Genomic DNA, 16,653 nt, shown 5'->3' on the forward strand with positions numbered 1-16,653 from the left:
CAGAGCGAGAGCCGTTTAATAGTCACGTTCAAAAAACACGCCGATGCCGGTTTCACCGCGGCCGTCCACGGTGCCCCTGACCGTGAAATTGTCAGTGACGTCCAGATTCAAATTCACCTCGGTATCGCCCTCGGTGTTGACGGTGAAATCGGTATACAGGTTATCGCTGAGATAGGCCCCGGCCCCCAACCGCCCCGCGCCGCTTTCGGATGTGCCGACATCGACATTGTCCAGACCCGTAGCATCGCGAATTCCCTTGGTCGCGTCGCCTCCGGCCCCGCTGAGTTGCGCAAGGGATGCCGCCATCTGGGCAATGACAAAGGGTGACAGTTCAGAAAAGCGATTGCCGAACAGCAGCATGGCCAGCGCCTCTTCGGCGGGGCGCTCCGGGTCCGAGTAGACATCGACCTCGGGCGAATCGAGCGGTCCGGATATTTCGATGGTTGCGGTGCCGTCAGAGGTGCTGGTTGAAGAAGCAAACTCGATATAAGGCGTCAGATCGCCCTGCAGGGTCACGAGCCCCTTGGTCAGCGCGAGCCTGCGGCCCAAAATGTCGATATTACCTCGGATCAGTTCGATCTGTCCGGACGGTACGACCGAAGTTGTGGTTCCGCCTATCTGGATGCTGCCGCCCAGCTCCGCATTGACGCCCCGCCCGCGTACGAACACCGCTTTGGGCGCAAGCAACCCCACATCCAGTGCGATCCGGGACTGATTGGCGGATTTGTCTTCTTTTGCGACCAGATTGGCGCGTTCACGGGTGACGAACCCAGCTTGGGACTCGTTGACATGGGTCATGGGCGGGATTGGAGCTGCGCCAACTGCCCCCGCTGCGGCTGCCAGATTGATGTTGGTCTCGCCGAAAACGATCTGACCGGCGATAGAACTGTTGCCCGCAAGCGCGCCCGACATGGCGATCTGCCCGTTCAGAACCGTTTCATAGAGCAGCTTGTCAGTCAGGACGAGTTCGTTCAGCGCGGTGGTGATCTGTGCATTGAATGGCGGTGTCAGGTCCAGCGGTCCGTTCACCGTAAAGTTGCCGCCCGCGCGCAGGCCTCCGCGCAGGTCGATGGTGGCCCGGCTTTGCGCCAACCTGACCGTTCCGCCGATGTCGGTGAGTGTCTGCCCGACAGACGGGATCGCCATCGAGGTGCCCGAGGTTGTCACGGTTCCGCTGAGTGCATCCAAACCGGGTTTGCCCTTCAGCGAGATATCGAACCTTGCGGCTCCGTCGATCTTGTTGGGCGTGATGAACCTGTTGGCGATACCGACGTTGACGTTGCCCTTTGCGTTCAGATCGGCGGTTGTGTCGGTTTCGTTAAAGGTTCCCGTCACTGTCGCGTCAATCTGGGCAGGTCCCTGCGCGCGGCCATCTACTGTCCAGATTCCGTCGCTGCGCTTTGCGTTTCCAGTGGCCGAAACTGTTCCGGGGAAATCGGGAACAAAACGTTCAAGCTGATTCAACTTGGCGTCGAAATCCAGATCGGCGGCGCCTGAGCTTTCGACTGTACCCACCAGATTGGCATAAGAGCTGTCAGGTCCGTTCAGCCTAACATTGCCCTGAAGCCCAGTGTCGGTCGGGGAAACGTCGCCACTGGCGGTAAGTGGGCCCGTCAGGGTTTTGGATACACGCGCCAGATCGTCGAGTTCGGCCGAGAAATTCAACCCACTCGTCTCGTCGTTCAGTACACCGCGGGCTTGCGCCGAGAGAGCCGTGCCGGACAGGCGGAAGTTGCGGATGTTCAGACCATCGGAATTGTTTGCAGCGTCGACTGTAAGGGTCGTTCTGCCCTGGATAAGATTATCAAGCTGATCGATTCCGGTCTGGATGTCGTCCGCGTCCAGATTGCCCTGAACATCGAATTCCAGTGTTTTCCGGTTGCCTTTACCCTTCGCCTTTGCCTGCACCGATCCGGCAAGATCGCGTTTGGCCAACCCTGAAAAGACCGAAAGATCAGGCGCATTAAGGCTGGCTTCGCCGTCGACGGCGAGTGCACCTGTCGGGTCGTCAATTGTGGCTACGACCTCGGCGGTCAGGGCTGATCCGTTTATGTTTGCCTTGCGGATCGTAACCTGATCACCCGTCCGCGCCGCGTCCAATTCGATCAGCGTCCGGCCGGTTATGATCGGGTCGATCTCGGTCAGGCCGGTCCGGAGGTTGCGTCCTGTCAGGTTGGCCGTTGCGTCGAACTCCAGTGTTTCGGGAGTGCCTTTGCCTTGGACGGACGCCTGAACAGAGCCACCCAGATCTTGTTGCACTAATCCCGAAAAGACCGACAAATCCGGTGCGTTGACGTCCGCTTTGCCGTCGATTGTAAGTAGCCCGTTGGGGGTGGTGACGACACCGCTGGCCTGCGCTGTCAAAGCGTCTCCGGTGATCGAAAAATCCCGGATCGTCAGGCCGTCACCGCCACGCGCGGCATTCACCGAAATCTGTGTGTCGCCGGAGATAAGGGAGTCTACTTCGTCACGACCGGCCGACAGGTTTTGCGCCGTCACATCCAGCTTGCCGTCAAAACTCCCCTCCAGTGGTGAGCCGCTGCCCTGAACCTGTGCTGACACGAAGCCGCCCAGATCCATCTTCGCCAGCCCAGAGAATCGCGACAGGTCCGAGGCCACAAGCGAGGCCGATCCGTCGACCTTCAGACCGCTGTCCAACCCGCTGATCACGGCATCCGCGCCAAAGGTATAGTCTGTTCCCAGCAGTTCGAGGTCCGAGATTTCCAATGCGTTGTCGTCACGCAGATTGAACAGGCCGTCCAGAGTGACGCGTTCGCCCAAGGCTGTGCTCAGCGCAGGGTCGGACATGCTCAGACCGTCCAGAGCCGCCTGAACATCACCGTCAAGCAGTAGGGTGTCACCCTGTTCGAACGTTCCCTGTGCGGTCAGTCTGGCGTGGTCCAGATTCAGTTGCGGTGTGGCGACGTCGTTTGCCGTCAGGCTTAGGTCCCACAGGTTGCCATTGGTCTGATCGAAAAGGCCCGAAAGTTGTGCGGCACCGATTGATGTATCGCCTCCGGCGACGGGCAGAACAACGGTTTCACCCTGTGGCGGAGTAATTCGGGCCTGCAAGGCGGCTTTTTCCAGTTGGCCGCCGGCAAGGTTCATCTCACCTTCCAGCTTCAGAGCCTCAGAGGTGATATCAAGATCAGACAGGGCGACCTGACCATCAGGGCCGGTATTACCGTCCAAATAAAGCCGCGTGTCGGTCCCAAAGAACGGATCAAGGTCATCGGTCAGGAACGGGGTCAGATCGCCGGACAGATCGGTCGTGAATGCGATGCCCGGTGCTGAGTCACCGTCATCGGTAGAGGCTTCGCGAAGGCGGACCTGCCCTGCAATTCGCTGTGTGCTATCGCTGCTGACGGAAATATCCGCAGTGAAATCGGTGATCGGCCCGTTGCCTTTTGCAGACAGGCTGAGCTGTGGCTCATTCGGGATTTTCAGAACCGTGGAAATCAGCCCGCCTGCATCTTCGTCAACCTGCAGATCAAGATTGATCTCGCTGCCTTCGTTCTGGAACTGCGCCGTCAGACTGATCGAGTCGCCGGGGCGATCCAGCCGGGTGACGCCCAGTGACGTGTCCAGCGCGCCATCGGCAAGGTTCAACTTGCCATTGACTGAAAGCTCGGCCGCAAGACCGATCAGCGGCTCGCCAAGCTCCAGTTTGTCGACACGCAACTGGCCGACCTCAATTGCCACGGGCAGCTCAGGCAGTTGGAACGGCTGCGTTTCCGCGCTTGGGGGCGGGGTCTGTGTCGCAGCAGGCTCTGGCGCACGGGCGACATCGATTTCCCCTGCTGTCAGGGCATTGACCGAGAACCGCCCCCGCAGAAGGGCGAGCCGGTTCCAGTCAAGCTCGGCATTCTTGATGGTCAGCCAGACACCTTCGTCATCCGATACGGTGATCTCATCGATCGTAGCGCGGGAACTCAATGCGCCGGTCAGTCCCCGGACCCTGATGTTCCGGCCATCGGTCGAAAGCGTGTTCTGAAGGAAATCGACCAGCATCCCGCCTTCATCTTCGGACTGGTCCTGCGCGAACACAGGGGACCCGATCGTCAGGCTGACGATCAATACAGGATATGAAGCGCGGCGGATCAAAATGCCTGTCCGATCCCGATGTAGAATTGCAAACCGTCCCCGGTGGGACCCGAGACGGGATAGGCAAGATCAAAGCGCAGCGGGCCGAACCCGCCCAGGTCGTACCGTATCCCCAATCCGGCACCTGCATGATAAACGGCGTTGCTGGTAATATATGACGCCGTATCCACTGTGCCGTAGTCGTAAAACCCGACTAGAGAGAGTTTTTCGGACACCTTGCCCCGAACCTCGCCGGAAAGACCAAGGAAGGATTTGCCCCCCGCGATTCCTGTACCAACCGGAATTCCGAGGCTTTCATAAGGTTGACCACGCACCGTTCCCGCGCCGCCGGAGAAGAACAGGAAGTCAGGCGTTACGCCATCCGCCGGCGGGCCGATGACCGATCCCAGTTGGACGCGCCCGGCCACGACGACCCGTCCTGAGCTGCCGAAATCCCAGTATCCGCGCCCGTCAAAAAACAGGCGCAGGCCGGATTTTGTGCCCGAGACGCCGACAAATGGCATGGCGTTGGAATCCAGATAGAATCCGCGCGTGGCGCTGACCTTGCTGTCGCGTTGATCCCATTCAGACCGGAACGGGATGATGAAATATCTGAACCTGCGGCCGCTTCCATAGGCATCATCGGCATTCGAGAACGAGAAACCCGCAGAAGCCTCGGCATAGAGGCGATCGGAGAAGGTCCGGCGCGCACCATAGGCCAGCGAAGCGACCGACACGTTGTAATTCTCGGTGTTTCTCCGTTCCAGCAATGCGCTCCAGAAGGTGTTGTCATCCGGGCCCAGCCTGTCCGGCTGATCTAGGCGCATCCCGATCCGGCCATCGATGTCTTCGGCCCCGCCGATATTTCGGATTGCGGCCTCGAACCGGAAGCGCTCGGCGCGGCGAAAGACATTGCGGTGGGTCCAAGTCGCCGTGACATCGACGCCGTCACGCGAAGCAACTTCGACCCCGAAGGTCAGCCGGCGTCTTGGCATGTCTTCGAAGGTCGCGTCAAAATCCAGTGTGCCGTCCGGATTGGGCTCGTCGCGTTCTTTGATTGAGACCACGTTGAAGGTGCCGGTGCGGCGCAACCGGGTGCCGACCCTTTGCACCTGCTGAGGCGAAAAAACCTCGCCAGTGGGAAAACCGGCGATCTTTTCGATCGAGCGATGACGAACACTCGTGTCGCCGTGAATGAACATCTTGCCGAAGGTCAGCCGCGGGCCGGGGGCCAGGTCAATCTCGGCATCCAGCTTGGACTGAGCGTGACGCGCGATAATCTTTTGATCCGCCACATCCGCCTTGGCGTGGCCCGCGTCTCTCCAGGATTGAACGCCAACGGTGGTGGCTTGTTGAATGATAGCGGTCGTCGCCAGTTTGCCCGGCGCGAACCCTTCTGGCATTTCCGTTTCTGGGGCCAACGGTTGGACAATAGCAGTGCCAAAGGTAAAGGTCGGCCCGGCCTCAACAGAAATCACGGCACGGTTGATCTGTTTCGGAACGCCCAGCGGGTCGATGCTTGCGGCTTCCTGGCCATCCAGTTTGATGCTGACGACCGGGCTGAAATACCCCTCATCATACAAAATTTGCACCACGGTCCGATAATCGGAAAGCGCAGCTGACAGAATTTCCAGAGGCGTGTCCAGGCCACGGGAATTGGCCGTCAGGACCGAGGAGGTCTCTTCGATCCTCTCCTGCAACTGTTCGGAGGTGCCGGGGGCGGACAGCGTTGTCTCAAGAGCCGCGGCCGCACTGGGAAGGGACAAAGAAATCAGTGTGAACAGCCAGCATTTTACCATGCCCGATGGCCTGTTCAGCTTCATTACCCGGCTCCAACTGCCCCAAGTCGAAATCATTATTGCCGCGAAATGCTCAACATCACGGCTGCTCTCGTTCATGTTAGAACATTTGGGCAGGTCGATGGAAAGGAAATTTAGGGTTTTCAGGTAATTTCCGGCAGCCTGAGCCTTGAATGTACGCCCGCGTTACGATCCGACGCTTTTGAACCAGCGGATGATGGCCTCACGGTCTTCGGGCTCCATGAAGGTCACGTTGGCAGGCGGCATGGCGTGACTGACACCTGCCTGCAGATAGATCTGCTGTGCGTTGCGCGCTATATCGGCCTCGGTTTCCAGCAGAACGCCCTTGGGTGCCCATAGGATGCCTTCCCACACGGGTTCGCGTGCGTGGCACATGGAACAACGTCCAAGCACCACGTCGTGCGCCTCTTCAAAACCGGGGGCCGCAGCGAAGCGTTGTTCGTAGGGGGTCAGCGGTTGGGCCTCGGCCTCTTCCAATGGCTTGTACATCGGGGCAGTCGACAGCCACATGATTGCGATGAACAGCAGGGCGGTAACCAGCCAGGTCCAGGTTGGATTGCCCGCACGGGCATGTCGTGTGTTGAAATAGTGCCGGATCGTTACGCCCATCAGGAAAACAAGGCTGGCGATGATCCAGTTGTATTCGGTGGCAAAGGCCAGCGGATAGTGGTTCGACAGCATCAGGAACACGACCGGCAACGTCAGATAGTTGTTGTGGGTCGAGCGCAGCTTGGCGATCTTGCCGTATTTGGGGTCGGGCGTGCGCCCGTTTTTCAGATCGTCCACCACGATGCGCTGGTTGGGCATGATGATGAAAAACACGTTTGCCGTCATGATCGTAGCGGTAAAGGCGCCCAGATGCAGCATCATCGCACGGCCGGTGAAGATCTGGTTATATCCCCAGCCCATCGCAACCAGCAGAACAAACAGCAGCACCATAAGCAGGGTGGGGCGCTCGCCCAGCCCCGATTTGCAAAGAAAGTCGTAGATCAGCCACCCAACGGTCAGTGAGGCTGCCGAGATCAGAATGCCCTGCCACAGCGCCAGATCGGCCTTTTGCGCGTCGATCAGATACAGCTCTCCGCCGACCCAGTAGACGATCATCAACAACGCCGCGCCGCTGAGCCATGTCGCGTAACTTTCCCATTTGAACCAGGTCAGGTGGTCGGGCATCCGTTCGGGTGCGACCAGATATTTCTGGATATGATAGAAGCCGCCGCCATGGACCTGCCATTCTTCGCCATCTGCGGGACCGGGGATATCCCGGTTCAGGCCAAGGTCCAGCGCAATGAAATAAAAGGATGATCCGATCCAGGCGATAGCCGTGATGACGTGCAGCCAGCGCACGGCAAATGCCATCCAGTCCCAGAACACGGCGAAGTCGTACATGCGTGAGGTCTCCGATTGCTTGCTGCCACACTAGGCAAGCGGGCTTTTCTTCGGTATTCCCGTATATTGTCAAACTGTATCAAAAAAAACGAGAAGATGTCCTATCTCGACAACATCCGAACCTTCGTCAGGGTCTATGATCTGGGCAGCATGTCAGCTGCGGGGCGCGACCTGCGTATATCTCCGGCGGTGACATCGGCGCGTATCTCTCAGCTTGAGGATCATCTGGGTGTGCGTCTGTTTCAGCGCACGACACGAAACCTGACCCCGACCGAACAGGGGCGGGCGTTTTATCCCGGTGCCGTGGCGGTTCTGGATGCTGTGGATGAGGCCGAAGCGCAGGTCATGCACCTGACCGAAGCCCCGCGCGGATCTCTGTTTGTGGCGGCTCCGTTGGGGGTGGGGCGCAGATTGCTTGCGCCACATGTCCCTGATTTTCTGTCACAATATCCGGAAATTGATGTGCGGCTGCGGCTGACGGACAGGTCGGTGGACCTGACGACCGAGGGGTTGGATCTGGCCTTTTTCATCGGTCAGCCCGAGGATAGCACGCTGCGGATTCGCAAGATCTCGGATTGCCAGCGCGTATTATGCGCCGCACCAGGCTATGTGAAACAAAGGGGCATGCCGCAATCCGGTGCAGATCTGATCTCGGGCGGGCATGAGTGTCTGAACCTGCGGTTCCCGGGGGCGACTGAATTCCAGTGGGTGCTGACAACGCCCGAAGGACCGAAAAAGTTCGCGGTATCAGGACGGTTCGAATGTGATGACGGGGACGTCCTGACCGACTGGGCGCTGTCAGGTCAGGGGATTGCGATGAAACCGGTGTTCGAGGTGGCGGAGCACCTGAAAGCAGGCCGTCTGGTTACGGTTGCCAACGAAACCCCGCCGGTCCCCGTTCAGATGGCCTGTCTTTATACGCATCGACGTCATCAGGATCCCAAGGCGCGTTTATTCATGGACTACATGGTCCCGCACATCAGCTCGGTGATCAAAAGTGCGGAAAGCCAGAGCTGATCGCAATCAGCTGCCGCGATAGGTCGAAAAGCCGTAAGGCGATAGCAGCAGCGGCACGTGATAATGGGCATCCGGATCGGACAAACCGAAGCGGATCGGGATCTGGTCGAGGAAAAGGGGTTCATCACCACTCATTCCGATTGCACGCAGATAGTCGCCGGCATGAAACATCAGCTCGTACTGACCGGTGGCAAACCTGTCCTGCGGTAATATCGGGCTGTCAGTGCGGCCATCCGAGTTGGTTTCGCATTCGGCCAACCGGGTGCGCGTGTCACCATCAATCTGGTAAAGCACGATCTTCATTCCCGCAGCGGGCAGGCCCCGCGCCGTATCCAGAACATGGGTTGTCAGGTAACCTGCCACAGTCGTCTCCTCTGTCTCATTCTGCCATGTCCGGAAGCGCCGTTTGGCACCTCAACCGGTGGACAAGATTCATCTGACACCGATTTGTAAGGGTTTTGAACCTGTGAGACGCATCAAAAGAAATGGAAACAGCGTTCGGTTTGATTTGATAATCAGATACATTTTTCTGAGATATAGAATTCTTGAGTGATGACTTTGACAACGGATGACGTAATGCAGCCACCCCGCTATTCCCGTGACATGATCGGTTACGGAGCCAATCCGCCCGATGCGAGCTGGCCGGATGGCGCCAAAATAGCAGTGCAGATTGTACTGAACTACGAGGAAGGCGGTGAGAACTGCGTGCTGCACGGGGATGCCGCGTCCGAGGCGTTCCTGTCCGAGATCGTGGGGGCCGCGCAATGGCCGGGGCAGCGGCACTGGAACATGGAATCGATCTATGAATACGGCGCGCGGGCCGGTTTCTGGCGGTTGCATCGTCTGCTCAAGGATTTTCCGATCACCGTGTATGGTGTGGCCTCGGCCCTTGCACGTTCGCCGGATCACGTGGCGGCGATGAAATCTGCGGGTTGGGAAATTGCCAGCCACGGGCTGAAGTGGATTGAACACAAGGACATGACCGAGGAGGACGAGCGCGCCCAGATGAATGAGGCCGTTCGCCTGCATACAGAGGTGGTGGGTGAGCGTCCCCGCGGCTGGTACACGGGCCGCTGTTCGGTCAACACGGTTCGGCTGGCGGCAGAAGAGGGCGGATTTGATTATGTGGCCGATACCTATGCCGACGATCTGCCTTACTGGATGAACGTGAGCGATCGGGATCAGCTGATTGTACCCTATACGCTGGACTGCAACGACATGCGCTTTGCGACGCCGCAGGGGTTCAATTCCGGCGACCAATTCCTGTCCTACCTCAAGGACAGTTTCGATGCGCTTTATGCCGAAGGTGAAGCGGGATCGCCCAAAATGCTGTCCATTGGGCTGCATTGCCGTCTGATCGGACGCCCCGGCCGGGTCATGGCTCTGCGGCGTTTTCTGGATTACGTCAGCAGCTTTCAGGATGTCTGGTTCGCGACCCGTCTGCAGGTTGCCGAACACTGGGCGGCAACGCATCCCCCCGTCGCGCGACCGCGCCCGTCACAGATGACGCGCGAGGAGTTTGTTGCGGCCTATGGCGGCGTCTTTGAACATTCCGCCTGGATCGCCGAGCGGGCGTTTGATCTGGAACTCGGCCCCGCGCACGACACCGCCGGAGGGGTGCACAACGCACTGGCGCGCATGTTCCGGTCTGCATCCGAGGCAGAGCGTCTGGGCGTTTTGACGGCCCACCCCGATCTGGCGGGCAAACTGGCGCAGGCGAAACGGTTGACGCAGGAAAGCACGTCCGAGCAGGCCTCGGCTGGGTTGGACGCACTGACCGATGAGGAACGGGTGACATTCACCGATCTGAACCAGCGGTATGTCGACACGTTCGGGTTTCCCTTCATCATCGCGGTGCGTGACCACGACAAGGCGTCCATTCTGGACGCTTTCAAACGCCGGATTGATCAGGACAGGGATACTGAATTCTCAGAAGCCTGCCGACAGGTGGAACGGATTGCCGAATTCCGGCTGCGGGACCTGCTGCCCTCATGAGCGCGCGGATAACAATCGAGCCGATCTCGGCAGAAGCGTTCGCGCCCTTCGGTGATCTGATTGATGTGGCGGGTGAGCCGGACAAGATCATCAATCAGGGTCAGTGCGGCAGGTATCACGACCGCGCGCAGCTGGATTTTGCAGACGGCCGTGCAGGGATCAGCCTGTTTGACGCAAACCCGCGCACCTTACCCTATCAATTGAATATGGTTGAGCGTCATCCGGAGGGAAGTCAGGCGTTCATTCCCATGACGCACCAACCGTTTCTGGTCATTGTTGCTGCGGACAAGGACGGAACGCCCGCCCGCCCGCGCGCTTTCGTGACGCAACCGGGCCAGGCCGTGAATTATCACAGGGGTACATGGCACGGTGTGCTGACGCCTCTGTCCGGGCCCGGTCTGTTTGCTGTCGTCGACCGGATCGGTGCGGGAAGCAATCTTCAAGAATACTGGTTCGACGCACCGTATCTGGTGGAGGAGTGACCAGCGAAGCCGCGGAATAAGCGGCAAGACCCCCATGAAAACTGACAGGGAGGACAGTAACTCATGGCCGAAACTTCGATAGGAACGCCGGAACAGCTCCGGGATCCGAACTATACACCGGCATTGCACAAGGCGATACCGCTGGGCATTCAACACGTTCTGGCGATGTTCGTATCCAACGTCACGCCCGCGATCATCGTCGCAGGGGCGGCCGGGTTCGGGTTTGGATCGAACTCACCCGATTTTCCGCAATTGCTGTACCTGATCCAGATGTCGATGCTGTTTGCAGGGGTCGCGACCTTGCTGCAGACCATCACGATTGGCCCCGTTGGTGCGGCCCTGCCCATCGTGCAGGGAACCAGTTTTGCCTTTCTGCCGATCATGATTCCGCTGGTTGCCGGGAAAGGCGTCGATGCCCTGGGGGCGCTGTTTGGCGGTGTCATCATCGGTGGTTTGTTCCACGCCTGTCTGGGCCTCGTTATCGGTAAGATTCGCTTTGCCCTGCCGCCGCTTGTCACCGGCCTTGTCGTGACCATGATCGGTCTGGCGCTGGTCAAAGTGGGCATTCAATACGCGGCGGGTGGTGTCCCGGCCATTGGCACGCCTGAATATGGCTCGCTTCTGAACTGGTCGGCGGCTTTGGTTGTGGTTGTTGTCACGCTGGCGCTGAAGTTTTTCACGCGGGGCATGCTGTCGATTTCTGCAGTGCTGATCGGGCTTGCGGTCGGGTACGTCTATGCGCTGATGGCCGGAATGGTCACATTCGAGGCAATCGGCAACAGCTGGAGCCGCGCGTCCACTTTCGCCTTGCCCGTGCCGTTCAAATACGGGTTTGAGTTCTCGGCCGCTGCGATCATCGGCTTTTGCCTGATGGGACTCGTCTCGGCGGTTGAAACCGTCGGCGACGTATCGGGCATCACCAAGGGTGGTGCAGGGCGCGAAGCGACTGACGACGAGATCGCCGGGGCCACTTACGCGGACGGTCTGGGCTCGGCCGTTGCCGGTATCTTTGGTGGTTTTCCCAACACGTCGTTCAGTCAGAATGTCGGCCTGATCGCAATGACCGGCGTCATGAGCCGCCATGTTGTGACTTGCGGCGCCTTGTTCCTGATCCTGTGCGGCCTTGTGCCCAAGGTGGGTGCGATCATCCGAACCGTTCCGATTGAAGTGCTGGGCGGCGGTGTGATTGTCATGTTCGGTATGGTCGTCGCGGCAGGTATCTCGATGCTGTCAGATGTAAACTGGAACCGGCGCAACATGGTGATCTTTGCGATTTCACTGTCCATAGGTCTTGGCCTGCAGCTAGAGCCCGGAGCAGTCCAGCATCTGCCGGATACGGCGCGTATTCTGATGACAAGCGGCCTGTTACCGGCAGCCCTGATTGCTATTCTGCTGAACCTTCTTCTGCCGGAAGAACTGGCGGACGAAGCAACCGAAGAAGTCTCGGGCGGTATGGCGGGCCATGGTTCCGGCAGCCTGCACTGACCTGTGATCCTGAACAGGCAGCGCGCGGGGTCGACCTGCGCGCTGCGAACGGGCCGGATCAGCCTTCGGCCATGATCCGGGCGACGTCCAGCATTCGGGCGGAAAATCCCCACTCGTTGTCGTACCAGCCAAAAACCCGCGCCTGATTTCCTCCGATCATTCGTGTTTCGGGGCCAGCGATGATCAGGGATTCGGACCGCGTGCGCAGATCGGAAGATACCAGCGGCAAGTCGGTCCAGCCCAGCACTGGCGAGGATGCAACGGCACCACGCAGGGCCTTTTCAAAATCCTCAGCCTCAAATCCACGCTCCAGTTGCACCACAAGGTCCACGGCAGACACGCTGGCAGTCGGTACGCGGACGGCTGCACCAGAGATGCGCCCCGCAAGGTTCGGCAGCACCACATCGATCAGATGCGTGGCGCTTGACGTTGTTGGAACCATTGAAAGCGCACCAGCGCGCGAGCGGGCCAGATCGCCGCGCGGGGCGTCGACCATTGGTTGGCTGTTGGTGTAGCAGTGGATGGTGGTCATATGGGCCGAGGCTATGCCGCCAATCTCGTCCAGAACTCTGGCCAGTGGGGCCAGTCCGTTGGTTGTGCAGGACGCGTTCGAGACGATCCTTGCATTGCCGAGCTGATCCTCGTTGGCGTCCAGAACCACAGTCACCTCTGCCGCAGGCGAAGGACCTGAGATCAGAACCTTGCCCGCGCCAGCCGTCAGGCCACGGCTGGCAACGTCCGAGGTGCGTGCGATGCCGGTGCAGTCCAGCAGGACATCGACACCCGACAGATCGACCCGCGCCAGATCGGCGCTGTGGGTCATCGGAACGCTGTGCCCATCCACGATCAGTGCTTCCTCTCCCTCAAGCACGGTACCGGGATAGGGGCCAAAGGTGCTGTCGTATTTGAATAGGTAGGCGCAGGTTTCCAGCGGCGCGATGTCATTGATCAGCACCAGCTCGATTCCCGATCCCTGCGGCAGGGCGAGGACCTGCCGCAGGATCGTGCGGCCAATGCGGCCGAATCCGTTGATCGCGAGTTTCATGCGCAAGCTATGTCAGGGCAAAGGGGCGACCTCAATGCCCGTTCTGATCATCGTCAGTTGCAGCTGACCTGCGAAAAGAACTGGCCCGAGATGTTCTGATACATGCTGGCCACGATCGGTTTGCACCCGGTTGCCTGCTGAATCGCGGCAATGGCCTGAATGGTGCGCAGGCGTGGCGGCGGCCCAAAGGGGTTAAGGTTGTTGTTGTCGCGTGTGGCCCGATAGATCACAGGCTCATCCGATACCTGTGTTATCGCCCAGGTCCGGCTCATAACGAAGACGGATTTGGTTTCTTCCTTTGCCGCAACCGGAGCCGTGTCGATCGCTGCAAAGGAAAGCAGGGCGGCCAGCGCCACCATCGTGTTGCGCAGTTTCATCGAACAATCTCCAAAGCTTATCAATACCCTTGTCCGATTTGAGCAAATTTCCCCGCCTCTGTGAAGCCCTGCCGGGAAAAAACCCTTGGGATGTGGGGCATTTACAAGTCAGCGACGCGACAGCGACAGCGGCATGTGACGGTTCACATCCTTGTAGAGCAGATAACGGAACCGCTCCGGGCCACCTGCATAACAGGCCTGCGGGCAAAAGGCGCGCAGCCACATGTAATCGCCTGCCTCGACCTCAACCCAATCCTGGTTAAGCCGGTAGACCGCCTTGCCTTCCAGCACGTAAAGGCCGTGTTCCATCACATGTGTTTCGGCAAACGGGATCACGCCGCCCGGTTCGAAGGTGACGATATTGACGTGCATGTCGTGACGCAGGTCCTGTGGGTCGGCAAAACGGGTTGTGGCCCAGCGCCCTTCGGTCCCCGGCATCGGGATGGGCGCAATGTCATTTTCGTTGGTGATGATCGGGTCGGGGGTGGGCAGGCCGGAAACAGCCTCATAGGCTTTACGGACCCAATGGAACCGGGCAACGGTCCCGGCACGGTTATGCAGCGTCCAATCTCTGCCCGGCGGGATATAGGCATAGCCGCCGGTTTCCAATTCATGAGTTTCGCCATCCAGCGTCAGCACCACAGTGCCCTCAACGACGAAAATCACCCCTTGTGCCTGCGGATCGGTTTCGGGTTTATCGCTGCCGCCTCCGGGCTGCACCTCCATTATGTATTGCGAGAACGTCTCGGCAAATCCGCTCAGGGGGCGAGACAGAACCCAAAGACGCGTGCCCTCCCAGAAGGGCAGAAAGCTGGTGACGATGTCGCGCATGGTGCCCTTGGGGATCACGGCATAGGCATCCGTGAACATGGCACGGTCGGTCAAAAGTTGTTCCTGTCCGGGATGTCCGCCCATGGACGCGTAATAGGTCGGTTTTGCCATCGTAAGCCCCTGTTCGTTTCGCCTGCAATATGGGCAGAACGCGGCGCCGGTCCTAGCTGCGCCATCGCGATAGGTTTGTTCGGAATTATTTGAAGATTCAAAGCCGGGTCTTGGCCCGACTCTGTCAGGCGTATATCCTTGAGGCCAAATGGAATTCATTTTCGTGAGGCAAACATGAAAGCCCGGATTACTACAGTTTTGGTCGCGCTGGCATTGTTGGCAGCGGCGCCAATGGCACAAGCCAAGTCAATCTCTCGCATCATCGCCGAGATGGGGCTGAGCCCTGCGGATTTCGAGGTGCTGAATGCCACCTCGAATGCGCTGCTAAAGAGCGGCACACCCAGTGTCGGCAAGGAAAGATCGTGGGTGAATGAGGATACGGGATCAAAAGGGACCGTCCGCGTTCGGGACGTGCGCGACAATTGCGTTCACCTGCAGAACTTCGTTCAGCCTGCTGGAGAGGATACAGCGCGCGAGATTCGCACCCGCAGATGCCGTGATGCGAACGGGAATTGGATTTTGACGCCCTGACCCTGTTTCAGAGCGGTTGTTGCCGGGTCGGCAGAGAATCTCTGGCCTGTCGTGGAAAATGTTGAATTCACACGGTGCGCGGGTATGAAATATCGAAAACGCACTTAAGGGAAACAGGGATATGAAGTTTACCGAAGAACATGAATGGCTGATGGCTGACGGGGATGTGGTGACGGTTGGCATTACCGCCCATGCCGCCGAACAGCTGGGTGAGATCGTTTTTGTCGAATTGCCCGAAACGGGCACCGAAGTCGGCAAGGATGACGAGATCGTCGTGATCGAGTCGGTCAAGGCCGCGTCGGACATTCTGGCACCGCTGGACGGTGAGGTCATCGAGGTGAACGAGGTGCTGGCCGACAATCCCGGGCTGGTCAACGAAGACCCGACCGGCGACGGGTGGTTCTTCAAGGTTAAGGCCACGGACCTGTCGCAGATGGACGACTATATGGATGAGGCCGGGTACAACGACTTTATCGGCTGACCTCCAAAGCATGTGGCGGGACCGGCCCGCCACTGCAATCAGTACCCGCGCTGCCTGTCGACTTCGTGCAGCAGGGATTCGCCCGCGCTCAGCCGCCGAAAGTTCTCGGCCACATCCCTGATCGCATCACCCAGATGCCAGCCTGACACGTGCGGCGTGATGGTTACGCCGGGATGCTGCCAGAGCGGGCTGTCCGCAGGTAGCGGTTCCTGATGGACTACATCCAGAACGGCATGTCCCGGTGTGCCCCGATCCAGCGCCGCCAATAGCGCCGTTTCGTCAACCAGATCACCACGCCCGGCATTCAACAACTGGCTGCCCGGTTTCATGGCCGCCAGAAGATCCGCATTGAACAGGCCGATTGTATCCGGAGTGGAAGGCAGGATCGCACAAACATGATCGCAATCGCCCAGCAGTTCCGGCAGCGCTTCAGCACCGTGGCGGCAATCGACGCCTGAAAATTCCTTGGGAGAGCGGCTCCAACCTTTGACCTGAAACCCGACATCGCGCATCATTCCTGCCGTGCGGCTGCCGATATGTCCAAGGCCCAGAACACCGACGACTGTGTCCGATGCGGATTTTGGGGCCAGAGGCGTCCATGCACTTTTGTCCTGTTCGGCATCATGAAAAACCATGTTGCGCTGGGTGCGCAGGATATAGGCCAGAAACCACTCGGCGATGCCCTGTGCAGGTGCGTCCGGTTTCAGCCGCGTGATACGGACATGTTCGGGCAAAGCCGGGTGGCCAACAATGGTTTCCACACCCGCGCCCAGCTTTTGCACCAGTTGCAGATTGGGCAGGCGTGCCGGGTGGTCGTCCTGCAGGCCCACGACGGCGATCATTGTGATCTCTGCCGAATTTCCAACCGTTTGCGGCGTGCGGATATCCGCCCCCGGTAGCAGATCAGCGATTTCCCCGGCGATTTGCGCATCGCTCATCCATCCGGACAGACCTGTTTCGACCAGTAGTGCCATCAGCGTGCTCTCTCCCCTGAATATCTTTGGTG

14 protein-coding genes are annotated in these 16,653 nt (G+C 59.1%); 6 read left to right on the forward strand and 8 right to left on the reverse strand.

Annotation, left to right across the window (positions count from 1 at the left end; translation table 11 throughout):
- Positions 1–15 precede the first annotated feature (15 nt).
- The 3 genes from ACR0D6_RS12450 to ACR0D6_RS12460 all read right to left on the reverse strand — a co-directional run bounded on the left by ACR0D6_RS12450 (position 16) and on the right by ACR0D6_RS12460 (position 7,292).
- Positions 16–4,104, reverse strand: a complete 4,089-nt coding sequence (locus ACR0D6_RS12450) for a translocation/assembly module TamB domain-containing protein (protein ID WP_480765732.1) — start codon at positions 4,102–4,104, stop codon at positions 16–18.
- Positions 4,101–5,981: an autotransporter assembly complex protein TamA gene (locus tag ACR0D6_RS12455; protein WP_480765733.1), complete on the reverse strand. Its 1,881-nt coding sequence runs from the start codon at positions 5,979–5,981 to the stop codon at positions 4,101–4,103. Before ACR0D6_RS12455 ends, ACR0D6_RS12450 begins: the two co-directional genes overlap by 4 nt.
- Before the next feature lie 87 nt (positions 5,982–6,068).
- Complete coding sequence (locus ACR0D6_RS12460; RefSeq protein WP_480729033.1) at positions 6,069–7,292, reverse strand: urate hydroxylase PuuD; 1,224 nt, start codon at positions 7,290–7,292, stop codon at positions 6,069–6,071.
- A 96-nt stretch (positions 7,293–7,388) separates the two neighbouring features.
- Here ACR0D6_RS12460 and ACR0D6_RS12465 point away from each other — a divergent pair, with 96 nt between their 5' ends.
- Positions 7,389–8,309: a LysR family transcriptional regulator gene (locus ACR0D6_RS12465; RefSeq protein ID WP_480451222.1), complete on the forward strand. Its 921-nt coding sequence runs from the start codon at positions 7,389–7,391 to the stop codon at positions 8,307–8,309.
- A gap of 6 nt (positions 8,310–8,315) precedes the next feature.
- On the opposite strand, the gene uraH is transcribed toward ACR0D6_RS12465, so the two are convergent.
- The gene (gene uraH, locus ACR0D6_RS12470) at positions 8,316–8,672 is read right to left on the reverse strand and encodes a hydroxyisourate hydrolase (RefSeq protein WP_480451220.1); all 357 of its coding nucleotides are present in this window, start codon (positions 8,670–8,672) and stop codon (positions 8,316–8,318) included.
- Positions 8,673–8,885: 213 nt separating this feature from the next.
- On the opposite strand from uraH, the gene puuE reads away from it, so the two are divergent.
- The 3 genes from puuE (at position 8,886) to ACR0D6_RS12485 (ending at position 12,271) form a co-directional block, all read left to right on the forward strand.
- Positions 8,886–10,304, forward strand: a complete 1,419-nt coding sequence (gene puuE / locus ACR0D6_RS12475; protein WP_480765844.1) for an allantoinase PuuE — start codon at positions 8,886–8,888, stop codon at positions 10,302–10,304.
- The gene (locus ACR0D6_RS12480) at positions 10,301–10,786 is read left to right on the forward strand and encodes an ureidoglycolate lyase (RefSeq protein ID WP_170651356.1); all 486 of its coding nucleotides are present in this window, start codon (positions 10,301–10,303) and stop codon (positions 10,784–10,786) included. The genes puuE and ACR0D6_RS12480 overlap by 4 nt, the downstream gene beginning before the upstream one ends.
- A 63-nt stretch (positions 10,787–10,849) precedes the next feature.
- Positions 10,850–12,271 (forward strand): nucleobase:cation symporter-2 family protein, encoded by a 1,422-nt coding sequence (locus tag ACR0D6_RS12485; RefSeq protein ID WP_170651357.1) that lies wholly within the window; start codon positions 10,850–10,852, stop codon positions 12,269–12,271.
- Between the two features lie 58 nt (positions 12,272–12,329).
- On the opposite strand, the gene ACR0D6_RS12490 is transcribed toward ACR0D6_RS12485, so the two are convergent.
- The 3 genes from ACR0D6_RS12490 to ACR0D6_RS12500 form a co-directional block, all read right to left on the reverse strand.
- Positions 12,330–13,316 (reverse strand): type I glyceraldehyde-3-phosphate dehydrogenase, encoded by a 987-nt coding sequence (locus tag ACR0D6_RS12490; protein WP_480765734.1) that lies wholly within the window; start codon positions 13,314–13,316, stop codon positions 12,330–12,332.
- A 53-nt stretch (positions 13,317–13,369) separates the two neighbouring features.
- Positions 13,370–13,693, reverse strand: coding sequence for a hypothetical protein (locus ACR0D6_RS12495; protein ID WP_480451213.1), 324 nt, complete (start codon positions 13,691–13,693; stop codon positions 13,370–13,372).
- Positions 13,694–13,801: 108 nt separating this feature from the next.
- On the reverse strand, positions 13,802–14,635 hold the full coding sequence (locus ACR0D6_RS12500; protein ID WP_480765735.1) for a bifunctional allantoicase/(S)-ureidoglycine aminohydrolase: 834 nt from the start codon (positions 14,633–14,635) through the stop codon (positions 13,802–13,804).
- A 174-nt stretch (positions 14,636–14,809) separates the two neighbouring features.
- Here ACR0D6_RS12500 and ACR0D6_RS12505 point away from each other — a divergent pair, with 174 nt between their 5' ends.
- Together ACR0D6_RS12505 and gcvH are read left to right on the forward strand one after the other, a co-directional pair.
- Positions 14,810–15,166 (forward strand): hypothetical protein, encoded by a 357-nt coding sequence (locus ACR0D6_RS12505; RefSeq protein ID WP_480729017.1) that lies wholly within the window; start codon positions 14,810–14,812, stop codon positions 15,164–15,166.
- 121 nt (positions 15,167–15,287) lie between these two features.
- On the forward strand, positions 15,288–15,647 hold the full coding sequence (gene gcvH, locus ACR0D6_RS12510; protein WP_480765736.1) for a glycine cleavage system protein GcvH: 360 nt from the start codon (positions 15,288–15,290) through the stop codon (positions 15,645–15,647).
- Positions 15,648–15,685: 38 nt separating this feature from the next.
- Here the strand turns inward: gcvH and ACR0D6_RS12515 are convergent, their stop codons facing one another.
- The gene (locus ACR0D6_RS12515) at positions 15,686–16,621 is read right to left on the reverse strand and encodes a 2-hydroxyacid dehydrogenase (protein ID WP_480765737.1); all 936 of its coding nucleotides are present in this window, start codon (positions 16,619–16,621) and stop codon (positions 15,686–15,688) included.
- Between the last annotated feature and the right edge of the window lie 32 nt (positions 16,622–16,653).

Source organism: Ruegeria sp. BJ6 (genome assembly GCF_056537885.1).